This is a genomic window from Lysinibacillus composti, from assembly GCF_016908465.1.
GTDB lineage: Bacteria > Bacillota > Bacilli > Bacillales_A > Planococcaceae > Ureibacillus > Ureibacillus composti_A.
The window spans coordinates 1-22,341 of record NZ_JAFBDY010000022.1; the positions used below are offsets into that span (position 1 = coordinate 1).

Here is a 22,341-nt window from a genome sequence, read left to right on the forward strand (position 1 = left end):
CACACCCGTTCCCATACCGAACACGGAAGTTAAGCTCTTTAGCGCCGATGGTAGTTGGGGGCTTCCCCCTGTGAGAGTAGGACGTCGCTACGCAACTAAAATAAAAAAGTCTAAGCTTATGCTTAGGCTTTTTATTTATGTCAATTGTAGACTTTCATGAAGTTATGCGAATTCAGAGAGGAGAAATTTTTGGCTAATGTAAGTAGTGAAGTGTTAAAAGCAGAAACAGTAGCAGATATAAGAGGATATAATCATACATATTGTTTTAAAAGTGCAATTTCAAGGGAACTTTAGCACTTCCTTTTTTAACTGATTTTAACGTTTTCCTTTTTAAATACAATAAAAACAACATTCATATTTAAGGCTTTAGCTTTTTCTATTTTAACCACAAAGACTATAATAGAAGTAGAGAAATGAATCGGAGTGAAATCATGAAAATAGAAAGGCCGCTTATTACAGCATTACAGTCATTCGTAGTAAATAATCCTCAATCATTGCATGTACCTGGCCATAAAAATGGCATGTACTCTACATTACCCGTAGAAATAATTGAGGCTCTTAAGTATGATTTAACAGAGCTAAAAGGGTTAGATGACTATCATCATCCTGAAGAGGCAATTTTAGAAGCAGAAAATTTATTATCAATAACCTATCAATCAGATAAAAGTTTCTTTTTAGTAAATGGTTCAACAGTTGGGAATTTGGCTATGATTTATGCGACATGTAAAAGAAATGAAAAGATTATTGTACAAAGAAATGCCCATAAATCTATTTTTCACGCACTTGAACTAGTTGGTGCAAAACCAATTTTTGTTTCACCAGAATGGGATGAAAATACATATACAGCTGGTGCTGTAACTATAAATACATTAAAAAAGGCATTAGACCAACATGAAGATGCAAAGGCAGTCGTATTAACCTACCCAACTTATTATGGCGTTGCGTCAAGTCAATTAAAGGAACAGATTGATCTATGTCATGATTATCAAATACCTGTTTTAGTTGATGAAGCACATGGAGCGCATTTCATTGCAAGCTCAACTTTTCCCCCTTCCGCTATTCAACTAGGGGCAGATATTTGTGTTCAGTCTGCACATAAAACACTAAATGCAATGACAATGGCTTCGTTTTTACACGTGAAATCAAAGTTAATTCAACCAGATAAAGTAAACCATTATTTGCGAATGTTGCAATCAAGTAGCCCATCCTACTTGCTACTTGCTTCTTTAGATGATGCTAGAAATTATGTTCAAACCTATTTTGAATATGATGCAGCCTATTTTTGGGGAAAAAGAAATCAATGGATTGATGCCTTAAAGTCTATTCAGTCATTAGAGGTTATAGAAGTAAATGACCCACTAAAGGTATTATTACGAGTGCAAGGTTACACTGGTTTTCAGTTGAAAGAAGTGTTAGAGCAGAGCCATCTTTATGTCGAGTTAGCCGATACTTACCAGGTATTACTTATACTTCCATTATTAAAACAGGGGCAAACGTATCCTTTTGCTGAGACACGTATTTTAATTAAAGAGGCAATTAAGTTGTTAAAAAAAGAGCCAAAACAAGTAGTTGCAATTGCCAATCCAACTTTGGAAGGTCCTGAAGTAGTAACTTTTGAACACTCTTATGATGAAGTTGGACAGTTAGATAAAGAATGGGTACCGTATATGAGAGCGATTGGGCGGATTTCTGCAAGTATGATTATTCCTTATCCTCCAGGCATCCCACTATTTATACCAGGTGAAAAGATAACAGTTGCAAAGTTAAGTCAATTAGAAGAGTTAATCGCAATCGGCGCAGCATTTCAAGGACAGCATCGATTATCTGAAAAGCTCATCTACGTCATAAAATAGTACGTGGAGGAATATACAAAATGAAAAGGAATTTATTTATTACATTTGAAGGCCCAGAAGGAGCTGGTAAATCAACAGTGCTTGCTAGGATTGTAGAACTTCTAATTGAAGAAAATATAGAAGTGATGGCTACGAGAGAACCTGGTGGAATTGAGATTTCGGAAAAAATTCGTGAAGTGATCTTAAATCCAAATCACACTGCTATGGATGAGCATACAGAAGCTTTACTATATGCTGCTGCTAGAAGCCAACACTACTTTGAAAAGGTTGAACCAGCATTAAAACAGGGGAAATTGGTTTTATGCGACCGTTTTATCGATTCATCCCTTGCATACCAAGGACATGCCCGTGGACTTGGTATTGAGGAAGTTTTATCAATTAATGAATTTGCCATTGGTAAACAAATGCCGGACTTAACAATCTTGTTTGATTTAGAACCTGAAGTGGGACTTGCCCGCATTCATGCACACAGTGATCGAGAAGTGAATAGACTAGATGTTGAAAGTCTTGCTTTCCACAAAAAAGTTAGACAAGGTTATCGTGAAGTTGTAAAAAGGTACCCAAATCGTATAGTTGTTGTAAATGCAGACCAATCAATTGAGCAAGTTATTGATGAAGTATGGAAGATATTAAAAGAGGTAGTAACTAAAAGTAAATGAAGTGTACTACTGTAATATGATATAATAGATACACCACTTCAACTTTTACTCTATTAGGAAAATTCACTAGTAGATTAAAGGGGATCTCTAACTTATATTTAATTTTTATTATAAGTTCACATATAAATATGCTTTAAAAATCGTGATAACCGTTAGAGACGGAACTGAATAAGGGGAGTGATTGCGAATGAAGTTAGTTGTAGCAGTTGTTCAAGATCAGGATAGTAACCGTTTAGCCAGTGCATTAACGAAAAATAACTTTCGTGCAACAAAGTTAGCGAGTACAGGTGGTTTCTTACGTTCAGGAAATACAACGTTCTTAATTGGGGTCGAGGACAAATCAGTACCACAATTGTTAGACTTAATTAGGGATAATTGTCGTTCACGTGAACAATTAGTATCCCCCGTTTCACCATTGGGTGGCAACGCAGATTCTTACATTCCGTATCCCATAGAAGTTGAAGTAGGAGGAGCTACAGTATTTGTATTACCAATTGAACAGTTCCACCATTTCTAACCCTATGCTTATTAAGGGGAGGCCCCATACAGATATGGGAATTTGCAGAAAAGTTATTCTGTAATCTCTATTCACAATCTGGGCCAAATACGTAAAAGCGTATTTGTTTGGAGGCGACAGCTAGTTGAAAATAAATCAGGATTTACGTGTAGGTTTGAAAACAAACCATAATGAAATAAAGCAAGTAAATCAATTGGGTAACCGTTTTGGAGAAATGGTTGTTAAACAAGGTTCCAAAATGCAAACCGAACAATTGACAAGGCTTTTAGGTGATATTTCTTCAGCTGGAGACCGAGTTGCGAGATCTCGTAATTTAAGAGAACTTGCGAGGTTTAAAATGCTCGTAAAGCGATTCTTACAAGAAGCTGTCAATTATGGCCTCGAAATGAAACAATCCCATACGTGGAATCGGTTTGGCGAATGTCGCCGTTTGAAAATTGTTGAAACAATTGATGAGCGGTTAGTTGAACTTGCGGAAGACCTTTTAAATGAAGAAAAGGCAACAATCGATTTACTTGATAAGATAGGTGAAATTAAAGGATTGTTAGTGAATTTATATACGTAAAACGTAAACCCGTGTCTGCAGGCGTGTGTTAGACACGGGATTTTTTCAAATAGACAACAACAGATTTTTTGCACTACAATTTTCGAAAAAGGTGAATAGAGTGGAAGGAAAAGTAGATGAGTTAAAGGCACTTCAACCTATAGTAATGAAGCAACTACAGACGATATTTGATAAAAATAGAACTGGTCATGCTTACATATTTGACGGTGATAAGGGAACAGGAAAACAAGAAGTTGCAAAATTCTTCGTAAAACTCCTTTTATGTGAAAATCCGTCGAAAAATGTTCCATGTGAAACATGTAGGAATTGCAAACGTGTCGAATCAGGTAATCATCCTAATATAAAGGAGATTTTACCGGATGGTCAATTTATTAAAATTGATCAAGTACGTGATCTAATTTCAGCTATGACAAAAACAAGTATCGAAGAAGGTCGAAAGATATATATTCTTCACCATGCGGATCGACTTAATAATTCTGCGGCGAATACATTGCTAAAGTTTTTAGAAGAGCCTGATGGAGAGGTTACAGCTATTCTACTAACAGAACAATTTCAATCTATAATACCGACGATTCGTTCACGTTGCCAACATATAAAGTTTTCAAATATACCTAGAGCTATTTTGTTACAGCAATTACAACATCAGGGAGTTTCTTTATCAATGGCTTCAACAGTTAGTATGGTAACGAATAGCCTCGAAACTGCAATACAATTGGCAAATGACGAGCAGTTTGCACAAGCAAGAAAGACAGTGTTAAAATTAGTAGAGACAGTCAGAAAAAATATACACGAAGCGTTATTAGTAGTATATGAGGACTGGCTCCCTTCATTTAAAGAAAAGAGTGAAATCGAGCAGGCATTAGATTTATTGCTCTTTGCTTATCGTGATATTGTAGCTGTTAAGGCAAATTCACAAAGCACGTATACTTATCCAGATATGATTCAAAGTTGGAGAGAAGCGGCGTTACATACATCTTATGAAAGTTTGTCTAATCAATTACAAGCTATTTTACAAGCAAGGCAAAATTTACAACGGAATATGAATCGTACGCTTATGATGGAGCAGCTTATGCTGAAACTGCAGGAGGGATACACTTTTGTATAATGTGGTTGGAATCCGCTTTAAAAAAGCAGGTAAAATATATTATTTTGACCCCGGCAGCTTTCTATTAGAAATAGATCAATATGTAATAGTAGAAACAGCACGTGGGGTGGAATATGGGAAAGTCGTTGTTCCAATAAAGCAAGTAGGCGAAAAGGATGTTGTTTTACCTTTAAAGCAAGTACTTCGCCCAGCGGATGAACGAGACCGTATTCAAGTTGAGGAAAATATTAACGAGTCCCAAAGAGCATTTGATTTAGCGAATGTTAAAATTAGTGAACATAAATTAGAAATGAAACTTGTAGATGTAGAATATACATTTGATCGAAATAAAATTATCTTTTACTTCACTGCTGAAGGACGAGTTGATTTTCGCGAGTTAGTTAAAGATCTAGCATCTATTTTCCGTACGCGAATTGAGCTGCGTCAAATTGGTGTTCGAGATGAGGCAAAACTTCTTGGTGGTATTGGACCCTGTGGAAGAATGTTGTGTTGTTCTACATTTTTAGGAGACTTTGATCCGGTGTCAATTAAAATGGCGAAGGATCAAAACTTATCGTTAAACCCAACAAAAATTTCAGGGCTTTGTGGTAGACTAATGTGCTGCCTAAAGTTTGAAAACGATGATTATGAGATAGCCAAAGAAGGCATGCCAGATATAGGCGAAACGACAATGACACCCGACGGAGTTGGAAAAGTAGTCGGTATTAACGTTCTAGAACGTTTAATTCAGGTATTTCTTGAGGAGCAAGAAAGAACCGTTGAGTATACACTTGATGATATACTAGAGTGTGAAAAGAATTTAATATAGATAAAACTAATGAGGTGGCTTGTGTGAAGGACCGTAATTTTTTAGAAACAGTTATGGAATTCGAACAACAGCTCGAATCGCTACAGCAACAATTTAGCGACTTAAAAAAATTTGTTGCACATATGGTGGAAGAACATCAAACACTTCAGACGGAAAACCTTCACCTACGTAGACGTTTAGAAGAGCTTTTATCTAATGATGATTCAACTTCAAAAGAAAACAAAAACAGTAAAAAAGGTTCATTAGATATAGGAGAAGGCTATGACAACTTAGCTCGCCTTTATCAAGAAGGTTTCCATGTATGTCATGTACATTTTGGATCATTACGTAAAGGTGAAGATTGTTTATTTTGTCTATCATTCTTAAATAAGCAAAATGTATAGCTTTGTTTATTAGGGTGGAAACTTAATTCAGTCACTAAACCAGGCATACTCCGGTTCAGTTTAATTTTGGGAAATGCTAGTATGGCATCATTAAAGGACCGAGTATGTTTTCTCAAATATGTATTAAAAATCCACCGATGTGAATTTAACTTTAAAGGCTGATACCACAGTGTTGTGGTTTTCAGTCTTTTATTTTGTAAAACTGTCTGTGAGTGTAATTTACTCAGGTAGAACTTGTTTGGTCCTTTTATGAAAAGGAATGGGTTGAAAATAAAGTAATTTGTTGAGGCTTGAGAAGCGTGCACCGCACCTTCGCGCGATAGGAGTGATATTCGTTGAATCAATGGTTAAAAGAAGATGAGCGCCTTGATTACTTATTAGCAGAAAATTTGAGAATTATCCAAAGTCCATCTGTTTTTTCTTTTTCTTTAGATGCTGTTTTATTATCTAAATTTGTGAGCGTACCAATTCATAGAGGAAAAATTGTTGATTTATGTTCCGGGAATGGAGTCATTCCTTTATTCTTAAGTGCACGTACAAAAGCAGAAATTATAGGTGTTGAGATTCAGGAACGCCTTTTTGATATGGCAGAAAGAAGTATTCGCTATAATGAACTTGAACACCAAATTGGTATGGTTCACGGTGACGTAAAGGATGCACCTATTCACCTTGGAATTGAAAAATTTGACGTTGTAACCTGTAACCCCCCTTACTTTTTAGCTCATGAGATGAGTGATAAAAATTTAAGTGAGCATTATGCTATTGCGAGACATGAAATTCGTTTAACATTAGAAGAAGCAATATATTCTACAAGTAGATTATTAAAACAAGGTGGAAAAGCCGCATTCGTTCATCGGCCTGGGAGATTGCTTGATATCATAACTTTAATGAGAGCAAATCGTCTTGAACCAAAACGGATTCAGTTCGTGTACCCTAAATTTGGGAAAGATGCAAATACTCTTTTAATAGAAGCAATTAAAGATGGGAAGCCAGATTTAAAAGTATTGCCTCCTTTATATGTTTATGGTGAAGATAATCAATATACAGATGAAGTGAGTGAAATACTATATGGAAAAGAAGGATAAGCATATTTTTTATGTTCTAGAATGTGCAGATTCCTCTTTATATGCAGGTTATACAAATAACTTGGAAAAACGGGTCGAAGCACATAATGCCGGAAAGGGTGCAAAATATACAAGAGCTCACAGACCAGTAGAATGTGTTTATTATGAAATGTTCGATACAAAACAAGAAGCAATGAGAGCTGAGTATGCATTTAAGCAATTGAAACGCAAAGAAAAATTGATTTATATTAGGGGCGAAATTACATGAAGTCACAAAAGAGCAGCCTACACGAGCAGGGAAGTTGTCTTTATCTAGTAGCAACGCCAATTGGCAATTTAGAGGATATGACTGTTCGTGCACTACGCATTTTAAAAGAGGTAGATGTTATTGCGGCGGAAGATACGCGTAATACAAAAAGGCTTTGTAATTATTTTGAAATCGAAACGCCATTAGTTAGTTACCATGAGCACAATTTAGAGCAAGGTGGAGAGAAATTATTACAATATTTACGTGAGGGAAAGTCAGTAGCTTTAGTGAGTGATGCAGGACTACCATGTATTTCAGATCCCGGTGCTGATATTGTGGTCAAAGCTTTAGAAGAAGATTTCGCTGTTGTACCTGTACCAGGTGCTAATGCAGCATTAACAGCATTAATTGCATCCGGTATTACACCTCAACCATTTTATTTCTTTGGTTTCTTAAACCGACATAAAAAGGAACGCAGAGAACAACTTGAAAAACTATCCAGAAGAGAAGAAACAATAATCTTTTACGAAGCACCCCATCGCCTAAAGGAAACACTAAAGGACTTAGAACTTATATTGGGGAATCGAAATATCGTATTAGCTAGAGAACTAACGAAAAAGTTTGAGGAGTTTTTACGCGGTACTATACAGGAAGCCATTAATTGGTCTAGTGAAAACGAGATTCGAGGGGAATTCTGTATTGTTTTAGAAGGAAATCTAGAAGGTGATATAGAAGAAGAACCTTCCTATTGGGTGGATTTTTCAGTAGTAGAACATATAAACCATTTAATAGAAGAAAAAGATCTCAATTCTAAAGATGCGATCAAGCAGGTTGCAAAAGAGCGTGGATTAAAAAAACGTGATGTTTATCAAGAATATCATCAATAATTGTCTAAAAATCAAATAAAAAAGCGATGCTATAAAAAGGGCAATTTACATAGCGTCGCTTTTTCTCATTCCCTATCTTTTTAGGTGTTGTTGGATTTCTTTCACTAACATGTCTGCACCTTCTGGGCTTAATATTAATTTCCCACCAGCTAATTTAAAGTTTTGATCTGATACTTCGCCAGTTACAGCACAAGTCATGTTTGGCATATATTTTTTAAGAATGATTCGGTCATCATCAACGTAAATCTCTAATGCATCTTTTTCGGCAATACCTAAAGTACGACGAAGTTCAATAGGAATAACAACTCGTCCCAATTCATCGACTTTACGAACGATACCTGTTGATTTCATGAATGTTTCCTCCTGTATATTGTGTATTTATATTTTTAAATTCGCCAAAATTCGACATTTATTGCTTGTCTGATTAAGATAATACCAACTAATGCCATAAACGTCAATAATTTAGCATTAATATTATTTGTATAATCGCATATCTATAGGGTGAAAAGTTACCATATTTCCTATGGAAATAAAGATTCTTATTATAAAACATAAAAATTGTGTAAAAAGTTTCAACAAATTTACACTTTTTCCTAATAACAATTTTCGACAAATATCTTTCATAATATTCTATCGTTGAAAGGATTTTATTACTCCGATAGAATAAGTATAATAAGTAATAAATTGGAGGCAGTTTCTGTGAACGAAAAGAAGACATTTTATATTACAACACCTATCTATTATCCAAGTGGGAAATTTCACATTGGGACCGCTTATACAACAGTTGCATCAGATACGATGGCGCGCTATAAAAGACTACGCGGATATGATGTTCGGTTCCTTACAGGAATGGACGAACATGGTCAAAAGATCCAAGAGAAAGCAGCGGAAGTCGACAAACATCCACAAGATTATGTAAATGAAATTGCAGAAGCTGCTAAAAAGCTTTGGGCTTTAATGGACATCTCTTACGATGACTTTATTCAAACTACCCAAGAGCGTCATACAAAAAGTGTAGAGAAAATATTCCAAAAGTTTCTTGATAATGGTGATATTTATAAAGGTGAATATGAAGGATGGTATTGTACACCTTGTGAATCCTTCTATACAGAGACACAATTAGACAACGGTAACTGCCCAGACTGCGGTCGCCCAGTTCATAAAGTAAAAGAAGAATCTTACTTCTTTAATATGAAGAAATATGCAGATCGCTTATTAGCATATTACGAAGAGAATATAGAATTCATTGAACCTGAATCACGTAAAAACGAAATGATTAATAACTTTATTAAACCAGGATTGGAAGACCTGTCAGTTTCAAGAACTTCATTTGACTGGGGAATTAAAGTCCCAGGTGATCCAAGACATGTTATCTACGTATGGGTGGATGCATTGACTAACTATATCACGGCTTTAGGGTATGGGTCAGAAAATGGGGAATTATTCAATAAATACTGGCCAGCTGATGTACATGTTGTAGGGAAAGATATTGTTCGTTTCCATACAATTTATTGGCCAATCTTTTTAATGGCACTAGATTTACCTCTTCCGAAAAAGGTCTTTGCACATGGCTTTATCATGATGAAAGATGGGAAAATGTCGAAATCAAAAGGAAATGTTGTCTATCCAGAAATGTTAATTGAACGTTATGGATTGGACGCTACTCGTTACTTCTTACTTCGTGAGTTACCATTTGGTTCTGACGGTGTATTTTCACCGGAGTCGTTTGTTGAACGTACAAATTTCGACTTAGCTAATGATTTAGGTAACTTATTAAATAGAACTGTTTCTATGATGAATAAATATTTCAACGGCGTTATTCCAACAGGGAACTTACAGGAAACGGAATTTGACAATGCCCTAAAAGAACATGCAAAACAAACGCGTATTAAATATGAAGAAAGTATGGAAAAAATGCAGTTTAGTGTCGTACTTTCAGATATTTGGTCATTAGTTTCACGAACTAATAAATATATTGACGAAACACAACCTTGGGTACTTGCAAAGAATGAGGAAAATAAATCTAAATTAAGCTCTGTGATGGCAAATTTGGCAGAAAGTCTCCGCCATATTGCAGTACTATTACAGCCGTTTATGACCTCAACTCCTAATCAAATAATTGAACAATTGGGTTTAGATGTAAAATATTTAGAATGGGTAACAATTGAAACATTTGGTAATATTATTCCGGAAAATACAAAAGTGGTAGAAAAAGGGATACCAATTTTCCCTCGTTTAGATACTGAAATTGAGGTTGATTACATCCGTGAACAAATGAGAAGTTCCGTAAAAACTTCAACAACAGAAGAAGAAACAAAAGCAGTTGAAAAGCCACAAGCACCAGAAATTTCAATTGATGACTTTACTAAAATAGACTTACGAGTAGGTACTGTAACAGCATGTGAACCAGTACCAAAAGCAGATAAATTATTGAAATTACAAGTAGACTTAGGTTATGAGCAACGCCAAGTGGTTTCTGGAATTGCACAGCATTATAAACCAGAGGAACTCGTTGGCCAAAAGGTGATTGTAGTTGCAAACTTAAAACCAGTAAAACTTCGTGGTGAATTATCACAAGGAATGATTTTAGCAGGATCAAATGATGGTATTTTAACACTTGCAACAGTTGATCCAAAGTTGGAAAATGGGGCAAAAGTAAAATAATTTTATTAGCGTTTAGCCTGTTGGACTTTTAAAGTTCAGCAGGCTTTTAAATGTTTAATTTGAAATTATTTTGGTATAGAATAAATACCCATTTTATTAGGTATTATTTACCTAATGTACAGATGTTGCATGCAAAAGTTGAAACAACAAGATGATTTCTGTAATCTTTTTGTAATATGAATGTGAAAATAGTAATGATTTTATCCAATAGAATGAAAGTAGGCGAATGATTAATGTTTATTGATACACATGTTCACCTTAATGCTGATCAGTATGATGAAGACTTACAACAAGTTATTGATCGAGCATTAGAAGCAAAAGTTGAAAAGATGGTTGTTGTAGGCTTTGACCGAAAGACCATTGAAAGAGCTATGAAGTTAGCAGATGAATACGAATTTATATATGCAGTTATTGGTTGGCACCCTGTAGATGCAATCGATTGTAAGGATGAGGATTTACAATGGATTGAGGAACTTGCAAGTCACCCAAAAGTAGTAGCAATCGGAGAAACAGGTTTAGATTATTACTGGGATAAGTCACCGAAAGATGTGCAACAAGCTTTGTTCAGAAAACAGATTCACTTAGCACAAAAATTGAACTTACCAATTGTCATTCATAATCGTGATGCAACAGGAGATGTTGTACAAATCCTTCGTGAAGAGAATGCAGCTTCCGTTGGTGGAGTAATGCATTGCTTTAGTGGAAGTGTAGAAACCGCTAAGGAATGTATAAACATGAACTTTATGATCAGTTTAGGTGGTCCTGTTACGTTTAAGAATGCAAGAATGCCTAAGGAAGTGGCAAAGGAGATTTCACTCGAGTACTTAATGATTGAAACCGATGCTCCTTACTTAGCACCACATCCGTTTCGTGGTAAGAGAAATGAGCCATCTTATGTACCTTTAGTTGCAGAAGAAATTGCACGTCAAAAAGGGCTAACAACAGAGGAAGTGGCACATGCAACAACCCTTAATGCAACCAAGTTTTTTAAATTGGATGTATAAAATGTCTAAGCGCCTCTAGTACCGCGTTTTGGGCAGGGTTAGCATGATGAATCATTTTCGAGAAAATCTATTAAGGTTGACAGCTAGAAAATGAACCCGTATAATCCAACGAGTATTAAGGAGGCGTTTTTTCATGTCAAAAATAACCATGAAAAACTTGTTCTCAGGATCATTGAGGAGCAGGCAAACAGCTGTAAAAATTATTTCTGTAGTCTTGTTTGTTTCAATTTTTGCATTTGTTTTCTACCAGGGAACGAAAACATCCGTTGTTGTTAATGCAGACGGAAAAGAGCAACAAATATCAACACACGCAAAAACTGTTGGTGATCTCCTTGAAGATAAGGGGATTATCGTTACAAAGTATGATAAAGTTACACCCTCACTGAACACAGAAATCGTCGATGGATTGACGATCGACTGGGAACAGGCAAAAGATATAACCATTTTAGTTGACGGTAAAGAGTCAAATATTTGGACAACTGAGAGCAAAGTAAAGGACATTTTGGAAGAAGCTAAAATCGATGTAACAGAGCACGATCAAGTATCGCACGCTTTAGATGCAGAAGTTAAAAGCACGGATAAAATTGAAGTTCAGAAGGCATTTCAGTTAACACTTGTCGATGGTAATGCAAAGAAACAAGTATGGTCCACTTCGACTACGGTCGCTAACTTTTTAAAACAACAGGGGATTCAATTGAATGAGTTTGATCGTGTTGAAAATAAAAGTGATACACTTATAAAGCCAAACGATCAAATTAAAGTCGTTCGCGTAGAAAAAGTTACCGATGTAGTGGAAGAGCCGGTTGATTTCGCTGTAGAAACGAGATCAGACTCATCGTTACTAAAAGGGAAAGAAAAAGTGGTTTCAGAAGGGGAGAAAGGTACAGTGTCTCGTACGTATGAAATCATTAAGAAAAATGGTAAAGTCGTAGATAAAGTTTTAAAGTCTGAAGAAGTAGTTAAAGAACCAAAAACAAAAGTTGTAGCAGTAGGCTCAAAGGTTGTAACAGCTGCAGTTTCCCGTGGTAGTCAATCGACTTCAGAAGGAAAAGAGTTTTATGTTACTGCGACAGCCTATACACCATATTGTGAAGGGTGTAGTGGAACGTCTGCATCAGGTATTGACTTACGTGGAAGTTCTAACTTAAAAGTAATCGCTGTTGACCCTAACCTAATTCCATTAGGAACAAAAGTATGGGTTGAAGGCTACGGTAATGCTATTGCCGGTGACACTGGCGGTGCTATTAAGGGAAATAAAATTGACGTATTAGTACAATCGAAAAGTCAGGCGAAAAATTGGGGACGAAAAAAAGTCCGTATTCGAATTTTAGATTAAAAAAAATATTGAATTCCAAAATGTTTAAGTGGGGCCTTTAATAAGCCCCACTTTTTTTGTTCTTTAGAAGGGAAATGCCTATTGACTTGTTTGCGTGCTGAGTGAGATCTGTGATACTCACGCGTGTTGCATTTTCGAAGGCGTGAGTGCGAACGAGCCACTTCTGCTTTTCTTTTGTTTTAAGGTTAGTTAAAATGGTCAAAGATAGTTTTAGAAGAGAGGTACTATTGTTGAAAATAAAAGAAATTATCGTTGTGGAAGGTAAGGACGATACAACAGCGATTAAAAGAGCTATAGGTGCAGACACAATTGAAACAAATGGCTCAGCTATTTCGGAAGAAACATTGAAGCGCATTGCACATGCTCAAGAAAAGAGAGGAGTTATCGTTTTTACTGATCCCGACTATCCCGGAAGACGCATTCGTGCGATCATTGAAGAACGTATTCCTAGTGTAAAACATGCATTTCTCTCAAAAGAAAAAACCATTGCTAAAAATGGAAAAGGTCTTGGAATCGAACATGCGAGTGATGAAGACATTAGAGAGGCATTAAAAAATGTTTATACGCCTAACATAAATAATAACTTCGAAGAACTTATTACACTGGATGACCTCATGCAGGCTAAACTAATCGGACATCCACAGTCAAAACAACGCCGTTCTCGATTGGGTGAATTGTTAAATATCGGAATGACAAACGGTAAACAATTGCATAAACGGCTAGTGATGTTCCAAATTACAGTCGAACAATTTGGACAGGCAATAGCGCAATTAGATCAGGAGGACCAAAATGTATAAAGATATCGCGACACCATTACGTACAAAAGAAATTCTAAATAAGTATGGCTTTTCTTTTAAAAAGAGCTTAGGTCAAAACTTTTTAATTGACCCTAATATATTAAGAAATATCGTAAGTCATGCAAATTTAACTAAAAACAGTGGTGCTATAGAAATTGGACCTGGTATTGGTGCGCTAACAGAACATCTAGCCCGGGAGGCAAAAAAAGTTGTTGCATTTGAAATTGACCAACGATTATTACCGGTACTTGAAGACACGTTAAGCCCATACAACAATGTGAAAGTCGTTCATTCAGATATATTAAAAGCAGATGTTCCAGCTGTCATTGCTGAAGAAATGCAGGGAATTGAAGATATTATGGTCGTTGCTAATCTACCGTATTATGTTACAACGCCAATCTTAATGAAATTATTAAACGACCGATTACCAATTCGTGGTTTTGTTGTGATGATGCAAAAAGAAGTTGCAGATCGGATTACTGCAAAACCTGGAACAAAAGAATATGGGTCGCTATCTATCGCTATTCAATATTATGTAAGTGCAGAAGTTGCTATGGTTGTTCCGAAGACTGTATTTATGCCTCAACCCAATGTTGATTCGGCTGTTATCCGCTTAATAAAGCATGAAGAGCCACCAGTTAAGGTAATTGATGAGGACTTTTTATTTGAGGTAACGCGTGCTTCCTTTGCTCAGCGTCGTAAAACTATTTTAAATAACTTACAATCTGGTCTTCCATCAGGGAAAGAAAATAAACATTTAATAATTCAGGCATTGGAAGAAAATGGTATAGAACCGACGAGACGTGGTGAAACATTGTCAATTCAGGAGTTTGGAAAATTAGCAGACTCATTATACTCGTTTTTTTCTAAACGTCAATAATTTTAAAAAAACTTTTAATTAAATAAAAAAATGGGTATAATTCTATGCAATTTGAGTTGACAAGTTTAATTGTCTGCTGATAAAATATTTATTTTGTTTGACAAATTAAAACGCCTAGGCTATACTGGTTTATAGTGAGGTGTATGCAAAAATGCCAAAAACGTTAGCTGACATCAAAAAATCGTTAGATGGTCACTTAGGTAAACGTTTGTTATTAAAAGCAAACGGAGGTCGCAAGAAAACTGTCGAGTGTGCTGGTGTACTTAGTGAAACTTATCACGCAGTCTTTGTTGTAGAGCTTGATCAAGAAGATAACGCCTGTAAACGTGTGTCGTATAGTTACACAGATATTTTAACTGAAGCTGTAGAGATTACATTTTTAGATGATGCACAAATTGCCATCGCTAAATAAGATCTAGTACTCATTTTTATATTTTGAAAAACACTCATTTTTATGAGTGTTTTTTTATTTCTTGTACATACTACGTTTGTCAACCTACTTGTTTTAAAGGAGGAAAACTGCATGGCCAGAAGAAGAGGTATCATGTCGAATCGTCTAAAAGAAGAGATTGCCAAGGAACTCGGATTTTATGATGTAGTCGAACGTGAAGGCTGGGGTGGAATAAAGTCACGTGATGCAGGGAACCTGGTAAAGCGAGCGATTGAAATGGCCCAAGAAGGTCTAGCACAACAGCAAGCAAACCAAAACAATCAAAATAAGTAAAGTTGACAAGTTAAGCCAATAGTACTCACTAAAAGGGGTGCTATTGGCTTTTTATTCAATTTTGTCTAGTTGAGGTCAGATTAATAGAATGTTAGATTAAAGCAATGATACTCGGGCGAGGAAATGCTATTGGCTCCACTTTTCTTTTTACATTATGGTAAAATTAATGAACAGTTAGAAAGTCCTTTTTCCATATTTGGATGATGACCGTTTTTAGGAGGATACGAAATGCTTTATGTAAAAGCACCTGCAAAAATAAATTTAACATTAGATGTGCTATATAAACGACCAGACCAATACCACGAAGTTGAAATGATTATGACAACAGTTGATTTAGCGGATCGAATAGGACTTGATTCGAGAAAAGATGGACAAATCTTAATTAGTTCTTCAAGCGGCTTTATACCTAACGACAGTCGTAATCTTGCCTACCAAGCAGCTCAATTATTAAAAGATACATATGGCATACAGGAAGGTGTTTTAATTACCATCGATAAACAGATTCCGATTGCTGCAGGCTTAGCAGGAGGTAGCAGTGATGCAGCTGCCACATTACGAGGGTTAAATAAACTTTGGAATTTAAATTTATCATTGGATACATTAGCTGAACTTGGTGCAAAAATTGGATCTGACGTTTCATTTTGTGTATATGGGGGTACTGCTTTAGCAACAGGACGAGGTGAAAAAATTCAGGAACTTCCTGCACCGCCTACTTGCTGGGTAGTTTTAGCGAAACCTAAAATTGGTGTCTCTACCGCACAAGTTTACGGAGCACTCCGACTCGACGAGGTAAAACATCCAAATACAAAACAAATGATCGAAGCAATTGAAACGGAAAATTATGATTTAATGTGTGATTCAGTAGGGAATGTGTTAGAGACTGTAACTTTTAACTTACATCCTGAAGTAGTGATGATTAAAGAACAAATGAAACGCTTTGGAGCAGATGCTGTGTTAATGAGTGGTAGTGGGCCAACTGTGTTTGGATTAGTAGATAGTGAGTCTCGACTTAGCAGAATTTATAATGGTTTAAGAGGATTTTGTGAAGAAGTTTTTGCGATACGTATGTTAGGGGAAAGAAATTCACTTGATTAAATACGTACATTTATGTTACTTTTTCTATAAAATATTCGTGTTTATCTTTATTCAGCAAATCCTTAATTTTTTTGTACCGAAAGCTGGCGACGGGTTTGAAGATTCCCTCTTTAGGTGGGGAAGAATTCAGTGTCGACTGAATGAAGATAAGCCCCGGCGGATGTCACAAGTTATCGGCGGAGTCTTATGATGTTAGCCAAAGAACGTCGCATTCCTGCAATGGCTATTAACAACATCTTGCTCCTACATAGCTTAGCGAGCTCGTTGAAAAACAATCTTGTTGACCTAAGCACAAAGTTAAATTACGGACTCAGGTTCGCCGAGGCATAATTGATTATTATATATATTGATTAGGAGAGTGTCGCATGAAATGGAAGCGAAGTGAACGCCTTGTCGATATGACTTATTACTTACTTGAGCATCCACATCAACTGATTCCACTTACTTATTTTTCAGACTTATACAATTCCGCCAAGTCTTCAATTAGTGAGGATTTGACAATTGTAAAGGACACATTTGAAGAAAAAGGGATTGGGCTATTGGTGACAGTTCCAGGGGCTGCTGGAGGAGTTAAATATATTCCGAAAATGTCTGATGAGGAAGTACGAGAGATTATTCAGACGCTAATTTCAGAATTAAGTCAATCGGATCGATTATTACCTGGTGGTTATTTGTTTATGACGGATTTACTTGGAAACCCGGAATTAATAAACCGAGTCGGAAAAGTTTTTGCAAGTGTATATGCCGACCAACATATTGATGTCATTATGACTGTAGCAACGAAGGGGATTTCCATTGCCCATTCCATCGCTAGACATTTAAACGTACCAGTAGTTGTAGTTCGCCGGGATAGTAAAGTGACAGAAGGGTCAACAGTAAGCATTAATTATGTTTCTGGGTCTTCTCGACGTATCCAGACAATGGTATTATCAAAGCGTAGCATGAAAAGCGGTCAACGCGTTCTGATTACCGACGATTTCATGAAAGTCGGTGGTACAATGAATGGGATGAAAAACTTACTTGAAGAGTTTGATTGTGAACTAGCAGGAATCGCTGTTCTCGTAGAGGCAGAACATGCAGATGATACACTTGTTGATGATTACTATTCTTTAGTAAAGCTTCATGCAGTTAATGAAAAGGATCGAACAATAGCTTTAAGTGAAGGAAATTATTTTTCAAAGGGGAGAAATTAAATGAAAACAATTTCAACAACAAAAGCACCAGCTGCAATCGGGCCATATGCACAAGCAATCGTGGCGAATGGTTTCTTAATTAGTTCTGGGCAAATTCCATTAACAGCAGAAGGTGAATTAGTTGAAGGTGATATCGTAGCCCAGACTAACCAGGTATTCGAAAATATTAAAGCTGTATTAGCGGAAGCTGGATTATCATTAAACAATGTAATCAAAACAACAGTATTTTTAAAGGACATGAATGATTTTGCAGCTATGAATGAAGCTTATGCAACAAATTTTGGCGATCATAAACCATCCCGCTCTGCAGTAGAGGTTGCTAGATTACCAAAAGACGTTAAAGTAGAAATAGAAGTTATAGCCGTCTTTGAATAGAATAATATTTACAGGAATCTGATGAACTTTGATAGAGTTCATCAGATTTTTTTATACTAAACTATTAAGTTTTTAAAAAAATATAATTATTTTGAAAATTTTTATAAAACTAGAAGGAAATTTAAAATTTTTGTAGAATCTTAATATTTCAAAGGCATCATAGAGGAGAGGAGTGAGTAGAATGGAGGTTACTGACGTAAGATTACGTCGTGTGCAAACTGATGGTCGCATGCGTGCGATTGCTTCAATCACGCTTGACGATGAGTTTGTTGTACATGATATTCGCGTGATAGATGGAAATACTGGTTTATTCGTAGCAATGCCAAGTAAACGAACACCAGATGGAGAATTCCGCGATATCGCACATCCAATTAATTCTGGAACACGTAACAAAATTCAAGAAGTAGTTTTAGCTGCTTATCACGCAACAAGTGATGAAGAAGTACCACAATTAGAAGAAGCAAATGCATAATTTCAACGAATGAGAGCCACTCCTATATGAGAAGGCTCTTTTTTGTTGTTATTATCATAAATTATTAACTTCATTAAATAAAAAGCTATAAAGGGTAGAGATGAGTACAAATGGCCTCACACATTATCAGTGGGGATCCAAGGTTAGATTGACCATCGATATGCACGGCTTAAATTCTCCGACAAGTCGTAAAATTTATATTGTCGTCTCGACCTTCGTGTTGGAACTAGCAGAATTCAAAATCCGGAAGCAATGAAGCTAACACGTAATTGATAAATTAGATATTGTCACTCGATTGTCAAGCTAAGTCACCTTGAAATTTGAGTGAATTTACTATATAGTCTTAAGAGAAAATGACCAAAATTGGAGGACTTACAATGACTAACGTTTTTGCGGTAATACTTGCAGCAGGTCAAGGAACTCGCATGAAGTCCAAATTATATAAAGTGCTTCATCCTGTTTGTGGAAAGCCAATGGTAGAACATGTAGTCGATCACATCCAATCATTAGATGTGGAGAGGATTGTTACAATTGTTGGCCATGGAGCAGAAAAAGTAAAAGAACAACTTGGTGATAAGAGTGAATACGTATTACAAGCAGAACAATTAGGAACTGCCCATGCTGTTATGCAAGCAGAATCTAATTTATCTTCACTTGAAGGTACAACATTAGTTGTTTGTGGCGATACACCATTAATTCGTCCCGAAACAATGAAAGCGCTTCTTGAGCATCATGTTGCCCAAAAAGCAAAGGCTACAATCTTAACAGCTGTTGCGGAAAATCCAACTGGTTACGGTCGCATAATTCGTAATGCGGAAGGTCAAGTGGCACAAATTGTTGAGCAAAAAGATGCTTCACCTGAACAACAATTAGTTAAAGAAATTAATACGGGAACTTATTGCTTTGATAATAAAGCATTATTTGATGCGTTAAAGCTCGTAAATAATGAAAATGCACAAGGTGAATACTACTTACCAGATGTAATTGAAATCTTACAAAAACAAGGCGAAATTGTTTCTGCCTTTGCTTGTGAAAGTTTTGATGAAACATTAGGTGTTAATGATCGAGTAGCTTTATCACAAGCCGAACAAATTATGCGTGCACGTATTAATGAAAAACATATGCGAAACGGTGTAACGATTATCAACCCTGAAACAACACATATTGGTGCTGAGGTAAATATTGGACCTGACACAATTATTAAACCCGGTGTTATAATTGAGGGGAAAACAATGATCGGTGAAGATTGTATCATTGGTCCTAATAGTCAAATTACTAATAGCCAAATTGGAGACCGTACGTCTATTCTTAACTCTGTTGTTACGAATAGTATTGTTGGTGAAGATACGGCAGTTGGTCCGTTTGCACACTTGCGCCCTGATTCACAGCTTGGAAACCATGTGAAAATTGGTAACTTTGTTGAAGTGAAGAAAAGTACTTTAGGTAATGAAACAAAGGTATCTCATTTAAGCTATATTGGAGATGCTGAAGTAGGAAATAATGTTAATGTTGGCTGTGGTTCCATCACAGTTAACTATGATGGTAAAAATAAATATAAAACAGTAATTGAAGATAATGTTTTTGTAGGTTGCAATTCTAACCTAGTTGCACCTGTGACACTAGGTGAAGGCTCATTTATCGCTGCTGGTTCTACGATTACTAAAGAGGTACCAGAAAGTGCGTTAGCCATTGCCCGTGCACGACAAGAGAATAAACTAGAATACGTAAAGAAATTAAATTCAAAATAAATTTTTTTAAAATTTTTAGGAGGCCATCATGCCGTATCAATATGCAGATTCAAAATTAAAAATCTTTTCACTTAATTCAAACTATCCATTAGCACATGAAATCGCAGAATTAATGGGCGTAGAACTTGGTAAATCGTCTGTTAAACACTTCAGTGATGGGGAAGTTCAAATTAGCATTGAAGAAAGTATCCGTGGGTGTGATGTGTTCGTAGTGCAATCAACTTCAGCTCCAGTTAATGAACATTTAATGGAACTATTAATAATGGTTGACGCTTTAAAACGTGCATCAGCGCGTACAATTAACGTTGTTATTCCTTATTATGGTTATGCCCGACAAGATCGTAAAGCAAAAGCTCGTGAACCAATTACTGCTAAATTAGTTGCAAACCTTTTAGAAACTGCTGGAGCAAATCGTGTTATCGTATTAGATTTACATGCTCCACAAATTCAAGGTTTCTTTGATATATTAATTGACCACCTTGTGGCTGTTCCAATTCTTTCTGATTACTTTAAAACAAAAGATATTAATCCTGAAGATATTTGTATTGTATCACCTGACCATGGTGGTGTGACACGTGCTCGTAAAATGGCAGAGCGTCTTAAAGCACCGATTGCTATTATCGATAAGCGCCGTCCAAAGCCCAATGTTGCCGAAGTAATGAACATCGTGGGTAATGTTGAAGGCAAAGTATGTATCTTAATAGATGATATCATTGATACTGCTGGAACAATTACAATTGGAGCTAACGCTTTAATGGAGTCAGGTGCTAAAGAAGTTTACGCTTGCTGTTCACACCCAGTATTATCTGGACCTGCAATTGAACGTATTGAAAACTCTGCTATTAAAGAATTAATAGTTACTAATACAATTCAATTAAGTGAAGAGAAAAGATCTCCAAAAATTAAACAATTATCTGTTGCACCATTAATGGCAGAAGCTATTTCTCGCGTATACGAAAACAAATCCGTAAGTACATTATTTGATTAATATGACCTTCAAGCCTGGTAGCTGTCAATTGACAGCTACTAGGCTTTTTATTGATTGTATAAACTTTCGAAGTGTTAACAGTTTCAATGCGGAAAGTGTAACGACAGCGCAAAAAGTGACCTTTAGTCAGTCCTTCCTGTTGTTGTCGGAGCTAAACGGGCGTTCTTCGCTTTTCTTATGTTTAATCTTCCAAAAATCGAGACATACTTAAATTGATATTATTTTCTGGAAGGATTTGATAAGAAATGGATATAGTTTTACAAGCTGCAACAAGGGCAAAAGGTAAAGGACCAACAATTAATCAACTTAGAAAACAAGAAAAATTACCTGGAGTAATCTATGGGTATAATATACAATCAACACCAATTGTAATGGACTATAAAGAAACTGCAAAAGCAGTTCAAAAGCTTGGCCGTACAAGTGTGTTTAAAATTAATATTGAAGGTAATCAAGTAAATGCCATTATAAACGAGGTACAACGTTGTGCTTTAAAAGGTCATGTGAAGCATATTGATTTTTTATCCATTAATATGGCCGAGGAAATTACTGTAGAAGTGCCAATTACAATTGTTGGGGAGTCTATTGGAGTAAAAGAAGGCGGCGTTCTAACACAGCCAATTCGTGAATTGACTATTAAAGTAAAACCGTCAAACATTCCAGAATCTATTGAAATTGATGTATCAGACATTGAAATTAATGGTTCGTTGTCAGTAGCTGATTTTCGTAGCAAAGTGAATTTTGAAGTGTTAAACCCAGATGAGGATACATTAGTCACAGTGACTCCTCCTGCAACGGCTAGTGACGATACAGCTGGACAAGGTGATGATGGGAACCAGGATATTAAAGCAACAGAGGCTCCTGAATCAGAAGCTTAAAAACGAACGTTTCTTAATTGCATGGGGTTAATTTCCCGTGCAATTTTTTTCTACGTTTAGGCATACTTTTTACGATGAGTACTTCGCCTAATAAAGTGGTGG

At 36.1% G+C, this 22,341-nt stretch carries 25 protein-coding genes and 1 rRNA gene; 25 read left to right on the forward strand and 1 reads right to left on the reverse strand.

Translation table 11 applies throughout. The annotated features are described in order from the left end of the window. The 11 genes from rrf to rsmI form a co-directional block, all read left to right on the forward strand. Positions 1-93 (forward strand): 5S ribosomal RNA (gene rrf, locus JOD29_RS16525); the annotation flags it as partial. Positions 94-431: 338 nt separating this feature from the next. Continuing rightward, complete coding sequence (locus JOD29_RS16530) at positions 432-1,853, forward strand: aminotransferase class I/II-fold pyridoxal phosphate-dependent enzyme (protein ID WP_124766673.1); 1,422 nt, start codon at positions 432-434, stop codon at positions 1,851-1,853. Positions 1,854-1,873: 20 nt separating this feature from the next. Then, the gene (gene tmk, locus JOD29_RS16535) at positions 1,874-2,512 is read left to right on the forward strand and encodes a dTMP kinase (RefSeq protein ID WP_124766672.1); all 639 of its coding nucleotides are present in this window, start codon (positions 1,874-1,876) and stop codon (positions 2,510-2,512) included. 187 nt (positions 2,513-2,699) lie between these two features. Then, the gene (locus JOD29_RS16540) at positions 2,700-3,029 is read left to right on the forward strand and encodes a cyclic-di-AMP receptor (protein ID WP_124766671.1); all 330 of its coding nucleotides are present in this window, start codon (positions 2,700-2,702) and stop codon (positions 3,027-3,029) included. Between the two features lie 124 nt (positions 3,030-3,153). Then, positions 3,154-3,594, forward strand: a complete 441-nt coding sequence (locus JOD29_RS16545) for a YaaR family protein (RefSeq protein WP_124766670.1) — start codon at positions 3,154-3,156, stop codon at positions 3,592-3,594. Between the two features lie 100 nt (positions 3,595-3,694). Next, a complete protein-coding gene (gene holB / locus JOD29_RS16550) occupies positions 3,695-4,699 on the forward strand; it encodes a DNA polymerase III subunit delta' (RefSeq protein ID WP_124766669.1) in 1,005 nt (334 codons plus the stop codon). Further along, positions 4,692-5,507: a PSP1 domain-containing protein gene (locus JOD29_RS16555; RefSeq protein ID WP_124766668.1), complete on the forward strand. Its 816-nt coding sequence runs from the start codon at positions 4,692-4,694 to the stop codon at positions 5,505-5,507. Before holB ends, JOD29_RS16555 begins: the two co-directional genes overlap by 8 nt. A 23-nt stretch (positions 5,508-5,530) precedes the next feature. Beyond that, positions 5,531-5,890, forward strand: coding sequence for a DNA replication initiation control protein YabA (gene yabA, locus JOD29_RS16560; RefSeq protein WP_124766667.1), 360 nt, complete (start codon positions 5,531-5,533; stop codon positions 5,888-5,890). A 335-nt stretch (positions 5,891-6,225) separates the two neighbouring features. Further along, positions 6,226-6,975, forward strand: coding sequence for a tRNA1(Val) (adenine(37)-N6)-methyltransferase (locus JOD29_RS16565; protein ID WP_124766666.1), 750 nt, complete (start codon positions 6,226-6,228; stop codon positions 6,973-6,975). Beyond that, a complete protein-coding gene (locus JOD29_RS16570; RefSeq protein ID WP_124766665.1) occupies positions 6,959-7,222 on the forward strand; it encodes a GIY-YIG nuclease family protein in 264 nt (87 codons plus the stop codon). The genes JOD29_RS16565 and JOD29_RS16570 overlap by 17 nt, the downstream gene beginning before the upstream one ends. Continuing rightward, complete coding sequence (gene rsmI / locus JOD29_RS16575) at positions 7,219-8,088, forward strand: 16S rRNA (cytidine(1402)-2'-O)-methyltransferase (protein ID WP_124766664.1); 870 nt, start codon at positions 7,219-7,221, stop codon at positions 8,086-8,088. The genes JOD29_RS16570 and rsmI overlap by 4 nt, the downstream gene beginning before the upstream one ends. Before the next feature lie 72 nt (positions 8,089-8,160). Here rsmI and JOD29_RS16580 read toward each other — a convergent pair whose 3' ends face one another. Next, positions 8,161-8,439 (reverse strand): AbrB/MazE/SpoVT family DNA-binding domain-containing protein, encoded by a 279-nt coding sequence (locus JOD29_RS16580; protein WP_124766663.1) that lies wholly within the window; start codon positions 8,437-8,439, stop codon positions 8,161-8,163. A gap of 348 nt (positions 8,440-8,787) precedes the next feature. On the opposite strand from JOD29_RS16580, the gene metG reads away from it, so the two are divergent. The 14 genes from metG (at position 8,788) to JOD29_RS16650 (ending at position 22,239) form a co-directional block, all read left to right on the forward strand. After that, positions 8,788-10,752 carry a methionine--tRNA ligase gene (metG, locus tag JOD29_RS16585; protein ID WP_124766662.1) on the forward strand — a complete coding sequence of 655 codons (1,965 nt, stop codon included), beginning with the start codon at positions 8,788-8,790 and terminating at the stop codon, positions 10,750-10,752. Between the two features lie 233 nt (positions 10,753-10,985). Then, positions 10,986-11,756, forward strand: a complete 771-nt coding sequence (locus JOD29_RS16590) for a TatD family hydrolase (RefSeq protein WP_124766661.1) — start codon at positions 10,986-10,988, stop codon at positions 11,754-11,756. 133 nt (positions 11,757-11,889) lie between these two features. After that, a complete protein-coding gene (locus JOD29_RS16595) occupies positions 11,890-13,092 on the forward strand; it encodes a G5 and 3D domain-containing protein (RefSeq protein WP_124766660.1) in 1,203 nt (400 codons plus the stop codon). A gap of 230 nt (positions 13,093-13,322) precedes the next feature. Next, entirely contained in the window at positions 13,323-13,889 is a 567-nt protein-coding gene (gene rnmV / locus JOD29_RS16600; protein WP_124766659.1) for a ribonuclease M5, read from the forward strand. Further along, positions 13,882-14,769, forward strand: a complete 888-nt coding sequence (gene rsmA / locus JOD29_RS16605) for a 16S rRNA (adenine(1518)-N(6)/adenine(1519)-N(6))-dimethyltransferase RsmA (RefSeq protein WP_124766658.1) — start codon at positions 13,882-13,884, stop codon at positions 14,767-14,769. Before rnmV ends, rsmA begins: the two co-directional genes overlap by 8 nt. Before the next feature lie 151 nt (positions 14,770-14,920). Further along, entirely contained in the window at positions 14,921-15,181 is a 261-nt protein-coding gene (gene veg / locus JOD29_RS16610; RefSeq protein WP_124766657.1) for a biofilm formation stimulator Veg, read from the forward strand. 111 nt (positions 15,182-15,292) lie between these two features. Next, a complete protein-coding gene (locus JOD29_RS16615) occupies positions 15,293-15,493 on the forward strand; it encodes a small, acid-soluble spore protein, alpha/beta type (protein ID WP_124766656.1) in 201 nt (66 codons plus the stop codon). A 228-nt stretch (positions 15,494-15,721) separates the two neighbouring features. Continuing rightward, positions 15,722-16,588, forward strand: a complete 867-nt coding sequence (gene ispE / locus JOD29_RS16620; RefSeq protein ID WP_124766655.1) for a 4-(cytidine 5'-diphospho)-2-C-methyl-D-erythritol kinase — start codon at positions 15,722-15,724, stop codon at positions 16,586-16,588. Positions 16,589-16,953: 365 nt separating this feature from the next. Next, entirely contained in the window at positions 16,954-17,781 is an 828-nt protein-coding gene (purR, locus tag JOD29_RS16625) for a pur operon repressor (RefSeq protein ID WP_124766654.1), read from the forward strand. Next, positions 17,782-18,156, forward strand: coding sequence for a RidA family protein (locus JOD29_RS16630; RefSeq protein WP_124766653.1), 375 nt, complete (start codon positions 17,782-17,784; stop codon positions 18,154-18,156). It begins immediately after the preceding gene. A 181-nt stretch (positions 18,157-18,337) separates the two neighbouring features. Then, on the forward strand, positions 18,338-18,628 hold the full coding sequence (spoVG, locus tag JOD29_RS16635; RefSeq protein WP_124766652.1) for a septation regulator SpoVG: 291 nt from the start codon (positions 18,338-18,340) through the stop codon (positions 18,626-18,628). 377 nt (positions 18,629-19,005) lie between these two features. Next, entirely contained in the window at positions 19,006-20,376 is a 1,371-nt protein-coding gene (glmU, locus tag JOD29_RS16640) for a bifunctional UDP-N-acetylglucosamine diphosphorylase/glucosamine-1-phosphate N-acetyltransferase GlmU (protein ID WP_124766651.1), read from the forward strand. 28 nt (positions 20,377-20,404) lie between these two features. Further along, the gene (locus tag JOD29_RS16645) at positions 20,405-21,364 is read left to right on the forward strand and encodes a ribose-phosphate diphosphokinase (protein WP_124766650.1); all 960 of its coding nucleotides are present in this window, start codon (positions 20,405-20,407) and stop codon (positions 21,362-21,364) included. 245 nt (positions 21,365-21,609) lie between these two features. After that, positions 21,610-22,239, forward strand: a complete 630-nt coding sequence (locus tag JOD29_RS16650; RefSeq protein ID WP_124766649.1) for a 50S ribosomal protein L25/general stress protein Ctc — start codon at positions 21,610-21,612, stop codon at positions 22,237-22,239. The last annotated feature ends 102 nt before the right edge of the window (positions 22,240-22,341 follow it).

Coding starts and splice junctions, on each gene's coding strand:
- JOD29_RS16615 (WP_124766656.1), top strand. CDS start 15,293: ATGGCCAGAAGAAGAGGTATCATGTCGAATCGTCTAAAAGAAGAGATT.
- JOD29_RS16650 (WP_124766649.1), top strand. CDS start 21,610: ATGGATATAGTTTTACAAGCTGCAACAAGGGCAAAAGGTAAAGGACCA.
- JOD29_RS16580 (WP_124766663.1), bottom strand. CDS start 8,439: ATGAAATCAACAGGTATCGTTCGTAAAGTCGATGAATTGGGACGAGTT.
- spoVG (WP_124766652.1), top strand. CDS start 18,338: ATGGAGGTTACTGACGTAAGATTACGTCGTGTGCAAACTGATGGTCGC.
- JOD29_RS16570 (WP_124766665.1), top strand. CDS start 6,959: ATGGAAAAGAAGGATAAGCATATTTTTTATGTTCTAGAATGTGCAGAT.
- tmk (WP_124766672.1), top strand. CDS start 1,874: ATGAAAAGGAATTTATTTATTACATTTGAAGGCCCAGAAGGAGCTGGT.
- veg (WP_124766657.1), top strand. CDS start 14,921: ATGCCAAAAACGTTAGCTGACATCAAAAAATCGTTAGATGGTCACTTA.
- JOD29_RS16630 (WP_124766653.1), top strand. CDS start 17,782: ATGAAAACAATTTCAACAACAAAAGCACCAGCTGCAATCGGGCCATAT.
- purR (WP_124766654.1), top strand. CDS start 16,954: ATGAAATGGAAGCGAAGTGAACGCCTTGTCGATATGACTTATTACTTA.
- JOD29_RS16590 (WP_124766661.1), top strand. CDS start 10,986: ATGTTTATTGATACACATGTTCACCTTAATGCTGATCAGTATGATGAA.
- ispE (WP_124766655.1), top strand. CDS start 15,722: ATGCTTTATGTAAAAGCACCTGCAAAAATAAATTTAACATTAGATGTG.
- glmU (WP_124766651.1), top strand. CDS start 19,006: ATGACTAACGTTTTTGCGGTAATACTTGCAGCAGGTCAAGGAACTCGC.
- rsmA (WP_124766658.1), top strand. CDS start 13,882: ATGTATAAAGATATCGCGACACCATTACGTACAAAAGAAATTCTAAAT.
- JOD29_RS16530 (WP_124766673.1), top strand. CDS start 432: ATGAAAATAGAAAGGCCGCTTATTACAGCATTACAGTCATTCGTAGTA.
- JOD29_RS16540 (WP_124766671.1), top strand. CDS start 2,700: ATGAAGTTAGTTGTAGCAGTTGTTCAAGATCAGGATAGTAACCGTTTA.
- rsmI (WP_124766664.1), top strand. CDS start 7,219: ATGAAGTCACAAAAGAGCAGCCTACACGAGCAGGGAAGTTGTCTTTAT.
- JOD29_RS16645 (WP_124766650.1), top strand. CDS start 20,405: ATGCCGTATCAATATGCAGATTCAAAATTAAAAATCTTTTCACTTAAT.
- JOD29_RS16595 (WP_124766660.1), top strand. CDS start 11,890: ATGTCAAAAATAACCATGAAAAACTTGTTCTCAGGATCATTGAGGAGC.